The organism is Candidatus Kapaibacterium thiocyanatum (assembly GCA_001899175.1).
Lineage (GTDB): Bacteria > Bacteroidota > Ignavibacteria > Kapaibacteriales > Kapaibacteriaceae > Kapaibacterium > Kapaibacterium thiocyanatum.
In genome coordinates this window covers 323,247-336,279 of sequence record MKVH01000002.1, presented here as the reverse complement: position 1 = coordinate 336,279, position 13,033 = coordinate 323,247, and the positions used below count along the sequence as shown (strand labels likewise).

Below are 13,033 nucleotides of genomic sequence, written 5' to 3'. Positions count from 1 at the left end.
TTCCATGCAATGCGTAAGTTGCGCCATGATTCGCTGGCTCCTTCCCGTATGTATCGCCATCGTCATCCTGTGCGGTTGCGATGGCCTCGATCCTACCATCGCACCACCGCCCTTCACGGGCCTGAGCGGCACCATCACCTACAAGGATGGTCCGGCGGCATGGCCGGCGGATTCCGTCTACGACGTTCGCGTCGTCGTCTTCGACTCCATCCCGAGAACGCCACAACAGATCCTGCCCGCCATTCTCGGCGGCAAGGCCGTCTTCACGACGCAGCTTCCCGCCCGCGTCGAATCGTCGACGTACGAACTGCAGATTCCCGGTGCTCCGCGCACCTTCACCTACGTCGTCGTGGCGATGAGGTATGGACCGGACATCGCGGCCGACTGGAGGATGCTCAGCGTCGTCGACATCGACGGCGATCCGTCACGCCCCGCCTCCGTTCACGTCGAACGGGATCGACGCGTCAACATCGACTTCACCGTCGACTTCGCTAACCTGCCTCCCCAGCCCTTCGAATGAATCGCCTCCCGATGTATCGCGTCCTGATCACCGTCATGGCATTGCTGTATTCATCGGTGCTGCTGCATGCCGATCTCGGCACCATCACCGGTCTCGTGACGGACCGTGCCACGGGTGATCCCCTCGGCGGCGTCACCATCCGCATCGAAGGCACGCGGCAGGGCGCGATCTCGAATTCGAACGGACGCTTCCATATCAAGGGGCTTCCTTCGGGTAACGTCACGATAGCCGCCTCGCTCGTGGGCTATGAACCGACACGGACGCAGGTCTTCCTGAACCGCGATGAAACACGCGACGTCGTCTTCACGATGCTCGCCTCGCCTATCCGTACCAACGAAGTCGTCGTCAGCGCGAACAAACGCGTCCAGGCCGTACAGGACGTTCCCATCAGCGTCGCCGTGATGAATCAGGCCGACCTGTCCAGACGCAACATCACGCGTCTGGACGAAGCACTCGGCTACGTCAGTGGCGTCACCGTCGCGAAGGACCAGGTCAACATCCGCGGTTCTTCCGGCTTCGCCTTCGGCGTAGGCTCGCGCACGATGGTATTGATGGACGGCTTCCCGCTCCTGTCGGGAGATAACGGCGACATCAAGTTCGACGTCCTGCCCGTGGCGGACATCGAACGCGTGGAAGTCATCAAGGGTGCAGGCTCGGCACTCTACGGTACGGGGGCCCTCGGAGGTGTGGTGAGTCTCATCACGAAGGAGGCGACGGATACCGGTGAACTGAATGCAAGGATCTATGCGGGTGTCTATCCACTGCCGAAGTATCAGCAATGGCGGTATTCGGATGTACCGTCGATCCAGTCGGGCGCCGACCTTCGATATGCCAGGGCCTTCGGACAGTTCAGCGTGAACGCCAGCGGCGGCATCCGTCAGGACCAGAGCTATCGCGATTTCGATGCAGGTGTACGCGGCTTCGGCTACACGAAGCTGGGGTGGCAGCCGAACGAAAGAACATCGCTCAAGCTGTTCGCTCTGGGAGCGGTGGACGACAAGGAGAACTACCTCTATTGGGAGAGTCTGGCGCGCGCCACCTTCCCGCCCACGGATCAGAAGCCGGACGAGCGGCTGCGTTCCACGAAACTGGCGGCGGCCCTCGAATTCAGTCAGATCCTGTCCGGTACGACGTCCCTCGTCGTACGCCCCGGTGTCTTCGTCACCCGATTCGAGAATACGCAGACAGGCACGCCCGTCGATTCCAACCAGTCTACGGCCTCCACCTATAACGCCGAAGCGCAGCTCACGTCGATGCTCTCATCGACGACCGTCATCACGGCAGGACTCAACGCCCGATTGAACAGCGTACGTTCGGACGTCTACGGCAACCAGCTCCAGAGCGTCGTCAGCGGCTATGCGCAGGCGGAGTTCACCTTCGTCGACGATCTCATCGTCACGGCCGGCGTACGTGCCGATCGCGAAGAAACGGGTGGACGCACGTCGCAGCTCGAATTCAGTCCGAAGTTCGGCATGACGTGGCATGCCTCGGAACAGACCACACTGCGCGCATCCGTAGGCAGAGGCTTCCGTGCGGCGACCATCGCGGAACGCTATGCCCGCATACGGTACGGTCCGTTCCAGGTAAGCCCGAACGAGAACATCCTTGCCGAAAGCTCCGTATCGGCCGAGATCGGAGCCCATCACACGGGCGTCCTGCTGCTGCCCGTCGAACTCGACATCGCCGTGTTCGACAACGAACTCTACGATCTCATAGAACCGACGTTCGACTTCGCACAGCCGGGTAGCCCCATCGTCTTCCGCAACGTCACGCGCGCACGTGTCCTCGGTGCGGAAGCCACGGCCCGCATGATGATCGCCGACGGACTCGGCATGGAAACCGGGATCACGGCCATGCTGCCGCGGGATCTGGTCCAGGACAATACACTGCCGTTCCGCAACAACATCATCTGGTACAGCCGTGCGTTCTGGCGTCCGTTCGACGCCGTCGAACTGCAATGCGATTACCGGTTTCTCAATCGTGTGGAGCGGGTGGACGATCGGCTGAAACTCTTCATCGCCGATGCCGATGCCCGCGTCCCGACGCATATCGTCGATGCGCGTCTCGTCTGGTCGATGAACGCCATGACGAAGCTCCCGCTGAAACTGACGCTCGGCGGGCGTAACGTGCTCAACTATGCCTATACGGAGACGGTGGCCAATCTCGGTCCATCGCAGAGTGTCTTCCTTCAGCTCTCCTGGGGTCAGTAACGGCCGAGCGTGAAATTCTCGCCGAGATAACGGCGGCGTACTTCGGCATTGGCTGCGATGTCTTCGGCCGTACCGTTCACGAAGATGCTTCCGTCGATGAGAATATAGGCGCGGTCCGTGATGGACAGCGTCTCATGGACGTTATGATCGGTGATCAGGACGCCGATTCCTTTCGTGCGCAGTTGTCGCACGATCTGCATGATATCCTCGACCGCGATGGGGTCGATACCGGCGAAGGGCTCGTCGAGCAGGACGAATTTCGGATCCGTGGCGAGGGCCCGGGCGATCTCGCAGCGGCGACGTTCGCCCCCCGAGAGCATGTAGCCCTTGCTCTTGCGGATACGCGTGATACCGAATTCCTCGAGCAGTTCCTCCAGACGTTCCTTGCGTCTGGCAGACGACATACGCTTGAGCTGAAGGATGGCCGTGATGTTCTGTTCGACGGAGAGCCGGCGGAAGATCGACGCTTCCTGCGGAAGATAGGCGATCCCACGGCGGGCACGCTTGTACATGGCCGTTCCCGTGATGTCGCCATCATCGAGAAAGACGCGCCCCCTGTTCGGCTTCACCATCCCCACCATCATGTAGAACGTCGTCGTCTTGCCCGCACCGTTGGGACCGAGCAATCCTACGACCTCACCCTGCTTGACGGAGAGGGTACTTCCCTTCACCACCGTACGCTTCTTGTAGACCTTCATCAGATCCTGCGCACGAAGGATGCTGCCTGTCTGACCGCTTGTACTAGTTTCTGGCACTGCCGCTCCGGGGACGTTGTGTAAGCGTGAGGGACACCGTTTCTTCCTTGCTGCCCCGCACGATCGTCAGTTTGAGTGTATTGCCTACTTCACCGTCGAGGACGGCGACGTTCACGTCTTCGTTCTTCACGACCGGCCTGCCGTCGATGGCCACGATGATATCACCGGGCTCGATACCCGCACGCGCTCCAGGGCTGTTCGGATAGACGCGCGTGACGAAGACGCCGTCCGTACGATCGATCTTGAAGTACGAGGCCACTTCTTCCGTGATCCCCTGCATCTCGAGTCCGGTCCAGAAGTCCCGGTTGATGGTACCGTGCTTGCGGATGCGATCGACGATGGTCCTCACGCGGTTGATCGGAATCGAGAATCCGATACCGATGGATCCCGCGCCACGGGCATTCTGTGCCGTGGAATAGATGACCGTATTCACACCGATGACGTCGCCGAGTGCGTTGACGAGCGGTCCGCCGGAATTGCCCGACGAAATGGCCGCGTCGGTCTGGATCATACCTCGATAGACACGGTCTCCGCCGCGTTCGTCCGGCTGCGTGAAGTTCACGCCGATGTTGCTCACCACACCCACCGTGACGGTCGGTTTGGCGTTGTTGTCGAACAGTCCGAACGGATTGCCGAAGGCGATGGCCCATTCCCCGACCTGGACGTCCTCGCTGTTGGACAGCTTGAGATACGGGAAGTTCTCGCCCTTGATCTTCAGTAGCGCTACGTCGGTCGTGGGATCCGTGCCGATGATTTCGGCGTCGTACTTCTCGCCATTGGTCAAGGTGACGACGATCTTCGATGCGTTGCCGGCGACGTGGTCGTTCGTGATGATGTAGCCATCCTTCGAGATCAGGAAGCCGGAGCCCAGGCCGCGCACCGTATACTGACGCTTGTATGCCCTCGGCTGGAAGTATCGGCGGAATACCGGATCGTCTTCGAAGAAGGCATCGAACGGATCCCTGTAGACCTGCTCGTGCACTTCCGTGACGTTGATGCCGACGACGGCCGGCGAGCAGTTCTTCACGGCACGCGTGATGGCGTTCTGCCTCGACGTCGAGATATCGTCGTCCGCGACGACGGCCCTCGATTCGGTGTACAGCGGCGCTTCGGCGGCCGGTTCCGGACCGGGCGCGCACGAGGCCAGAGGATGGGCCGCCAGGGCCATGAGAAAGGCGGCGACGAGCTGTTTGAGGTGTTGCATATCTTCCTGCAAAAATAGCCGTATCCGTGCCGATGACGATGGGATCGTCCACGTATTGAGTCCATCGTGGCAAGGAAATGGACCGTATTTTCGAGGTTTCCCACCGACGTCTTCTCCCGTGTTCACCCATCGTTCCTGTGTTTCCGTCGCACTGCCCGTCCCCCGACAGGACGTCTTCACGTATGCGCTGCCCGAAGAAGCGGCCCATGCGCGTGCAGGATGCCGGGTACTCGTACCGTTGGGCAAACGGATCCTCACAGGTACGATCGTGGCGATGGACGTCGAGGCGCATCCCAAAGTACGCCCGATCCTGGAACTCCTCGACGACGAGCCTGCCTTCCCCGCTCCCGTGCTCTCGCTGACGCGCTGGATGGCCGAATACTATCTGTGCTCGTGGGGCGAAGCCCTCCATGCGGCATTGCCGTCGGGCCTGTCGCCCGAAGGCGTCATCCGTGTGAGCATGCTGCGCGAACCCACGGACGAGGAATGGACGCATCTGCAGAGGCGCGCACCGAAACGCGCCGCCCTGCTCGAAGCCCTGCACGGTCATACCGGCGACGTCACCGTAGCCTATCTCCAGAAGAAACTCGACTCGACGACGATCGCCGACCAGCTCGATGCTCTCCAACGTGCAGGATTGATCCGGATCGTGACGGATATCGAAGCGCAGGCCGGTCCCAAACGACAGAAGGCCGCGCGTATCGCCTCCGCATTGCTCGATGACGACCAGGCTCTGCGCAATGCCCTCGATCAGCTCGACCATCGTGCTCCGAAACAGTCGCTGCTCCTGAGCCAGCTCTACCTCGCTGCCATGCGTGGAGAAGGGCCCTCGCTCCGCAGCCAGCTTCTCCAGGATAACGACACGACTGCATCGGCGCTGGACGCACTGGTGAAGAAGGGACTCGTCGACATCGTCGAGATCGACGTCGTACGCGATCACGATGGCCACCGTGAAGGACGGCTGTCATCGCGTGACGAGACGGACCTGGAGCTCACACCGGAACAACGGACGGCCGTCGATGCCATCGTCCAGGCCATCGACACGAAGACCTTCGTGCCGTTCCTGCTCGAGGGTATCACGGGATCGGGAAAGACGCTGGTCTATCAGCGTGTCATCGCACATGCGCTGGAACAGGGGCGGACCGCACTCCTTCTCGTACCCGAGATATCGCTCACACCGCAACTGTCCGACCGATTCCGTGCGATGTTCGGCGAACGTGTGGCCCTCCTGCACAGTCGCATGAGCGTCGGCGAACGTGCCGACACCTGGCGTTCCATCAAGGACGGAACGTCGCCCCTCGTCATCGGTGCACGCTCGGCTATCTTCGCGCCCCTGCCCGATGTCGGCATCGTCATCGTGGATGAAGAACACGAATCCACCTACAAGCAGGACGACCCTGCACCACGCTATCACGGACGCGACGCAGCCGTCATGCGGGCGAATCTCGAAGCATGTCCTGTCGTCCTCGGTTCGGCGACACCGTCGCTCGAAACCATCCACAACGTCAACACCGGCCGCTATCATCACCTGCGTCTCACCACGCGTGTGGACGGCGCCATCATGCCATCGATCCGGGTGGTCGACATGCGCACCGAACGCAAGGCGAATCCGGCGACGGGCGCCTACAGCCCGATGCTCCTGCACGAGATCGAACAGCGCATCCTGCGGAAGGAAGGCTCACTGGTCTTCCTCAATCGCCGCGGATATTCGGCACAGCTCCAGTGTACGGACTGCGGCGATGTTCCGATGTGCATGAACTGCGACGTCGCCCTCACCTATCACAAGGCCTCGTTCTCCCTGCGCTGCCACTACTGCGGCTATGCCGAACCGGTACGTACCGTATGCACGACGTGCGGTGGCATCTCGCTCAGGGAAACGGGAACCGGCACGCAGCGGATCGAAGAGGAACTCGCCGACTACCTGCGCCAGCACAACGTCGACGCCACGATCCACCGCATGGACGCCGACTCGACCACACGCAGGGGTGCACATCGCACCATCCTCCAACGCTTCTCCGACGGCGGTATCGACGTCCTCATCGGCACGCAGATGATCGCCAAGGGACTCGACATCGGCCGCGTAACGCTGGTCGGTGTGGTGAATGCGGACCAGCAGCTCCATCAGAGCGACTTCCGTGCCGCAGAGCGTACCGTACAACTCCTGACGCAGGTTTCCGGGCGTGCGGGACGTACGGCCGACAAACCGGGCGAGGTGGTGATCCAGACCAGCAGTCCCGACCACCCGGCCGTCGTCGCAGCCGTGACCGGCAACTACGCTCCCTGGCTCGAAGAGGAATTCGCCTCGCGACGCGAGGCCATGTATCCGCCATACGTACGCTTCGTCGTCATCGAATTGTCGGGACTGGATGAAGCGCAGGTCGCGCATCATGCCCGTATCGTGCAGCAGCTCATTCCCGAACGGACGGAACATCTCGTCCGCCTGCCGGCCGTCGTGCCAACCATCGCCCGTCTGCGCAACCGCTATCGTCAGATCATCGTCGTCAAGGGCTTCAAGCACACCGACCCGTCGGGCAGGCATCTGCGTGCCGCGCTGAACGGTGCTCTCGATGCCTATCATTCATCCTGGGCGGCCGCATCCATCCGCGTCACCGTTGATGTCGATGCCAGCGGCTCGTTGTAGATTCGCGCCATGAAGACCATCCTCCTCCTCGGCTCAGGTGAACTCGGCAAGGAGTTCACGATCTCCGTCAAACGCCTCGGACACCGGGTCGTCGCCGTCGACTCCTACGACGATGCTCCGGCCATGCAGGTAGCCGACGACCGGCGTATCGTCAACATGCTCAACGCCGCCGAGCTCGATGCCGCGGTGAGTGATGTGCAACCGGACATCATCGTACCGGAGATCGAAGCCATCCGTACGGAACGTCTGTTCGCCTACGAGGAGCAGGGCATTCACGTCGTGCCCAGCGCACGCGCCGCGAACATGACGATGAACCGCAAGGCCATCCGCGATCTCGCAGCGCGGGAACTCGGCGTACGTACCGCCAACTATGCCTATGCATCGACGGAAGAGGAGTATCTGGATGCCGTGCGCGACATCGGTATTCCCTGCGTCGTGAAACCCCTGATGTCGTCGAGCGGCAAGGGCCAGAGCATCATCCGCACCGCAGCCGACGTACAGGCGGCATGGACCTACGCCATGGAAGGATCACGGGGCGATCTGCGCGAAGTCATCGTCGAGGAATTCATTCCGTTCGAGAGCGAGATCACGCTCCTGACCGTGACGCAGAAGAACGGGCCGACGCTGTTCTGTCCACCCATCGGCCATCGCCAGGAACGCGGCGACTACATGGAAAGCTGGATGCCTCATGCGGTGAAGCCCGAACTGCTGAAGAAGGCGCAGGAAATGGCCGCGCAGGTCACGGCTGCCCTGACGGGTGCAGGCATCTGGGGCGTGGAATTCTTCCTCACGTCCGACGATGTCTACTTCAGCGAGCTGTCGCCCCGTCCCCACGACACGGGTATGGTCACGTTGGCGGGCACGACGAATCTGAACGAGTTCGAGCTTCACGCACGCGCAGTGCTCGGGTATCCGATTCCCCATATCACGCTCGATCGTGCGGGCGCCAGCGCCGTCGTCCTCGCCTCCGGCAACGAAACGGTACCGCCCGTCTTCGATGGACTGGAAGCCGTGCTGGCGACACCGCATACGGACGTGCGGATCTTCGGCAAGCCCACGACGCGGCGCTATCGCCGCATGGGCGTAGCCCTCGCCTATGGCGCGCCGGATACCGATATCGATGTATTGAGAGCCCTGGCCACGTCGACGGCGGCCGGAATCACGATGTCCCTTACGGACGAGGAGTAGTGGCCGCACTCACCAGCAGCACGCCGACGAAGATCAGCGCCATTCCACCTACGAGCGGCCAGGACACCGCATCCCGCTGCACCACGATGGTGAGGACGACCGTGAACAGGAAGGTAAGCGCCGTATTGAGGGGAATGTAGGCGGCCATCTTCGCGAAGGAGAGGATGACGCCCATCACGAGAAAGGACGAGAACAGCAGAACGAGTCCGCCGATTCCCTGCCACGTCATCGTCGCCGACGTGATCGATGCCACCGAGATGTCACGTCCGTGCAAGGCCTGCGTCAGCAGGGCGGTACCACCGACTCCGAGAGCGGACTGCAGCACGCAGAACAAGAGCAGTTTCATGCCGATCACTGTCCGACGTTGACGTTCTGTTTCTGCAGCGCTTCGAAATACAACCTGATCAGATTCTCGTAGTCCTTGGTGTATCCTTCGCGAAGCTTGTTGAGAAGGTCTCGCATGGACTGCGTCTTGCCTTCGAGCAGGCGCATGTCGAGTGCCGACGGGCTCTTGCGGTTGACGTCCTGTCCGGCACGTGATTCACGCGTCTTCTCGTAGTCACGGTCGTTGATGCTTCGCGAGGCATTCAGCAGACGCGAGAGAATGCGTTCCTGACGCATACGCGTTTCGGATGTGATGGAACCCGTCTGCATGTCCGTCATCACTTCCCGCATATCGTCGGCGATGGCCTTGAGGTCACCGATCGGCTTCTTTCCGCCGTTGATCTGCTGACGTTCTTTCTCGAGTTCGTCCATCGCCTTGAGTGCCTTGCCCTGTTGCGCCGCAAGGCGCCCCATCTCCGCGCGCTGCTGCTCGTTCATGGGTTGACCGTTACCACCCATGGACTGCGAACCTTCGTTGATGGACTTCTGCTGATTGGCCAGATTCTGCAGACGCTGGAATGGACTCTGACCGTTCCCTTCACCCATGCCGGGCTTCTGTCCCTGACCGCCCTGGGCCTGGCCTTCGCCCTGCATCATCTGTCCGAGGGCATCGCTCATCCGTTGCACGGCGCTGTTCATCGAACTCATGGCGCCGCTCTGGTTCTTCGCAGCCATCTGTCCGTTCCGGTCCTGCAACTGCTGGATGGCATCCTTCATGTTCTGCAGCGAATTGCCCATGTCCTGTGCCATTTCCTGCGACACGCTGGTGGACTTCTGGGCGAGCTGCATCATGTTGTTGGCGATGTTGGACATGGCTTCCTGGATGCGCTGCTGCTTCTGGGCCATCTGCGGATACTGTGCGGAATTGGGATCGAGCGACTGCGTCTGGTCCCGCAGGGCTTCCTGCTGACGCGACAGGTCGAGCATGTCGTTCATCGAACGCTGCATCTGCCGCATGGCCTCGCGTGCAGAATTACGCTTCATGTCGCGCTTCATGTTCTTCATCTGCTGTGCGAAGCGCTGCAGATTGTCGGAAGCCTGCTGCTGTTTCTTGCGGGCGTTCTGCATGTCGCCCTTCTGGGCGTCACGTTCGGCCTGTTCCATCTGTTGCTGCGTCTCGTCCTGGTTGAGCTCCTTCTGCGCTTTCTCCATCTGGTCCATCGGCATGTCGGCGCCGAGTTCCTTCATGAGCTTTTCCAGATCCTTCGTCTCCTGACCGAGCTTCTGCAGATCATCCTGCAGACGCTTCTGCTCTTCGGCGATGCGTTGACGTTCTTCCTTGTTCGATGCATTCGTGTTCTCGGTGCGCTGCTGCAGTTCGTCCTGCTTCTGCGCGAGTTCCTCGGCGCGCTTCGAAAGTTCGTCGGCCTTCTGTTCCGCCTGCGTGCGCTTGAGCAGGTTCATCGTCCGTTCGATGTTCTTCTTGAAATCCTCTTCATTGAACTTGAAGTCCTTCATCGCCTTCTGCAGTTCTTCGGGCGACATCTGTTCCATGGCCTTCCGCATCTGTTCCTGCATGCGCTGGAGTTCGGGAGACTTCACCTGCTGCATGAGCTTCTGGAGTTCCATGTACTTCTGCAGGGTTTCGGGAGAGATGGCGTTGTGCTGCTGCAACTGTTCCGTCATCTGCTCGATCTTCTCCACCACCTGTTCCATCTTCTTCTCGAGCGCTTCCTGGCGCTTGAGGAGGTCTTCGGCCTTCTTCTTTTCCTTCCAGTCGACCTGTTCCGCCGGCTTCTGCGACTGCTTGGCCATCTCGCGCTGGAGCTGTTCGGCTTCCTTGCGTACTTCCTCCGCTTCCTTGGCGATCTCCTTGAGTTCGCGTGCGGCTTCGTCCTGTGTGCGATCGGTCTGGGCGAAGACCTCGTCGAGCGAGGGCAGACGCACCTTCATCGTCGATGTCCGTGCCGTCTTCGGTCCTCGCACGCGGTCGTTGTCCGCCACTTCCACGTAGAATTCGTAGACGTCTTCCGGCGAGATTCCGAGCTTGCCGAGATTCCATACGTAGGGCACTTCGATCGCCGCACCGTTGTTGGTGAAGGGCAGGTCGATGGACGAATACTTCTCTTCCGGACGAGCATACTTCGACGCGACCAGACGATAGTGGAGCTTCAGCGACGAGAAACCGTAGTCGTCGGCGATCGCCACGGTCACGGGAAGGACGGCCCGCTGATCCACTTCTGCATCCGTCGTGGGCTGGATGAGGGCGATCGTGGGATGTCCGTCCGTCAGCGCGACGATGGCGTAGCGCACGGGCTCGGCATTGCCCTGTCCGTCCTTGTCTTCGAGCACGATGGCGTAGGCGCCCGTAAACTGCACGGGGAAACGGCCGCTGGCCGACGAGCCGCGCACCTGCATGGGAACGCGCGTCGTATCGGTTGCCGACGAATCGGATCCGCCACGCATGACGAGGATCGATGCCGAGCGCAATTCCTTGTTGGAAACGATGGAGAGATCGACCGTGGAACCGTTCAGTGCAGTCACGTCGGCCTGCTGCTCCGTGAGCTCCGTAGGACCGAGCATGGTATAGGACGGTGGCGATACGCGGCCCTGCAGGGTGCGCACGAGAGGGCGGTCGATGACCGTGATCCTTCCGGTATCCGATATCACCCCATCATCGAGCCAGGCGCCCTGGGCATACCATTCGACGGAACCGGTGAGGCCCGACATCTGATAGTGATAGGTCCCTGCCGAGTCGGCCCGTACGGTGAAGGGCTGGTAGCGTTCGTTGGGCAGTTCGCGGATCCACACCGTGATGGACGGCGGCGGCGTTCCGATGGCATGCGCCGTCACACGCAGCGTCGTTCCCCGCATCACCGTCGTATCCCTGGGTTCGATGGTGAACCTGTAGGGAGCCGGTGGCAGGAAGGACGTATCGTAGGCGGCGAGGCGCTGGAAGGAGGCCCCCAGGCTGGATGGCATGGCGAGCGGCAATCCGATGACGAGCACAAGGCTCAGCAGCATCCAGAGTGCCGCACGCCGTATGGGTCGACGATCGATGATGACGGAGAAGTCCTTCGGTTCCGCGACTGCGACCGTCCGTTCGAAGGCCGCATTGGCGAGATCGGCGGCACCGGCCGCAGCCGGCTGGACCAGTTGCAGGACGTTGCAGAGCATGTCGCCCACGTCGTCGTAGGCGCGTCCTACGCGCAAGGCCATGCGTTCGACCGTATCGCCCTGCATCAGCCCCATGAGGCGCAGGATGGCCGGTCCCGTGAGCACGATCAGCGAAGCGACGGTCACGCCGATCCATGCCAGGACCATCGCCGTGCGTAGCTGCACCGTACCGTGCATCCATGCCTCGAACAGGATCATGGCAAGCATCGCAGCCGCACCGATGGTGACGGCCGTCGCCAGCCCGCGCCCTGCTTCGTGCATCTGCTCGGCCCTCCTGACGGATTTCAGGCGGCCGACGATCGCACGGTATCGTTGCTGTGTCTGCATCATTTGGAAAGGGCGTAGACGATGATGTTGGTACCGAAGCGAAGCGCCGCTTCGCGGCGTTCGGGCGGGTCGTGATGGACTTCAGGATCCGCCCAGCCATCACTCGGATTCGACTCGAAGGTATAGAATACGCAGAGACGTCCGTTCGAGAACAATCCGAATCCCTGGGGAGGCTTGGCGTCGTGTTCATGGATCTTCGGCACGCCGTTCCTGAAGACGAAATGTGCGGAGTAGATCGGATGATCGAAGGGCAGCTCCACCAGCTCCTGGTCGGGAAAGACCTTCCTCAGCTCCTTGCGGATGGAGACATCCATACCGTAGTCGTCGTCGACGTAGAGGAAGCCGCCGTTCTCGAGATAGGCACGCAGTTTCCGCGCCTCGACGTCCGTGAAGTTCACCGTACCGTGACCCGTCATGAAGATGATCGGATACAGGAACAGGTTGTCGCTGGCCAGGTCCACGAATTCGTAGACCGGGTCGACGAGGATGTTCGTGTTCGCGCGAACGTACCGCAGCAGGTTGATTTCGGCACTGGGATCGTTGTACCAGTCCCCCCCGCCGTTGTACTTCACGCGTGCGAGCTTGACGGCACTCTTCGAACCCGGCGCGGCCTGGGGCTCGGACACGGGGCCGCGCACCTGGGCCATGCCTGCGGTCACGCAGAACACGATCGTCAGACAGATGATA

The 13,033-nt window shown here is 61.3% G+C and carries 9 protein-coding genes; 4 read left to right on the top strand and 5 right to left on the bottom strand.

The window, feature by feature from the left end:
• Nucleotides 1-25 precede the first annotated feature (25 nt).
• The gene (locus tag BGO89_01720; GenBank protein OJX61319.1) at nt 26-520 is read left to right on the top strand and encodes a hypothetical protein; all 495 of its coding nucleotides are present in this window, start codon (nt 26-28) and stop codon (nt 518-520) included.
• Nucleotides 517-2,730, top strand: coding sequence for a hypothetical protein (locus BGO89_01715; GenBank protein OJX61318.1), 2,214 nt, complete (start codon nt 517-519; stop codon nt 2,728-2,730). The genes BGO89_01720 and BGO89_01715 overlap by 4 nt, the downstream gene beginning before the upstream one ends.
• On the opposite strand, the gene BGO89_01710 is transcribed toward BGO89_01715, so the two are convergent.
• A complete protein-coding gene (locus BGO89_01710; GenBank protein ID OJX61317.1) occupies nt 2,724-3,428 on the bottom strand; it encodes an LPS export ABC transporter ATP-binding protein in 705 nt (234 codons plus the stop codon). The genes BGO89_01715 and BGO89_01710 overlap by 7 nt on opposite strands.
• Nucleotides 3,429-3,471: 43 nt before the next feature.
• Nucleotides 3,472-4,689 (bottom strand): hypothetical protein, encoded by a 1,218-nt coding sequence (locus BGO89_01705; GenBank protein OJX61316.1) that lies wholly within the window; start codon nt 4,687-4,689, stop codon nt 3,472-3,474.
• A gap of 118 nt (nt 4,690-4,807) precedes the next feature.
• On the opposite strand from BGO89_01705, the gene BGO89_01700 reads away from it, so the two are divergent.
• Together BGO89_01700 and BGO89_01695 are read left to right on the top strand one after the other, a co-directional pair.
• Nucleotides 4,808-7,330 (top strand): primosomal protein N', encoded by a 2,523-nt coding sequence (locus tag BGO89_01700; protein OJX61315.1) that lies wholly within the window; start codon nt 4,808-4,810, stop codon nt 7,328-7,330.
• Nucleotides 7,331-7,339: 9 nt separating this feature from the next.
• On the top strand, nt 7,340-8,518 hold the full coding sequence (locus tag BGO89_01695; GenBank protein OJX61314.1) for a phosphoribosylglycinamide formyltransferase 2: 1,179 nt from the start codon (nt 7,340-7,342) through the stop codon (nt 8,516-8,518).
• Here BGO89_01695 and BGO89_01690 read toward each other — a convergent pair.
• From BGO89_01690 to BGO89_01680, 3 genes are read right to left on the bottom strand one after another with little or no spacing between them, the layout of a single operon-like run.
• The gene (locus BGO89_01690; protein OJX61313.1) at nt 8,502-8,873 is read right to left on the bottom strand and encodes a hypothetical protein; all 372 of its coding nucleotides are present in this window, start codon (nt 8,871-8,873) and stop codon (nt 8,502-8,504) included. The genes BGO89_01695 and BGO89_01690 overlap by 17 nt on opposite strands.
• Nucleotides 8,870-12,349 carry a hypothetical protein gene (locus BGO89_01685; GenBank protein ID OJX61312.1) on the bottom strand — a complete coding sequence of 1,160 codons (3,480 nt, stop codon included), beginning with the start codon at nt 12,347-12,349 and terminating at the stop codon, nt 8,870-8,872. Before BGO89_01685 ends, BGO89_01690 begins: the two co-directional genes overlap by 4 nt.
• Nucleotides 12,346-12,993 (bottom strand): hypothetical protein, encoded by a 648-nt coding sequence (locus tag BGO89_01680; protein ID OJX61379.1) that lies wholly within the window; start codon nt 12,991-12,993, stop codon nt 12,346-12,348. The genes BGO89_01685 and BGO89_01680 overlap by 4 nt, the downstream gene beginning before the upstream one ends.
• Nucleotides 12,994-13,033 lie beyond the last annotated feature (40 nt).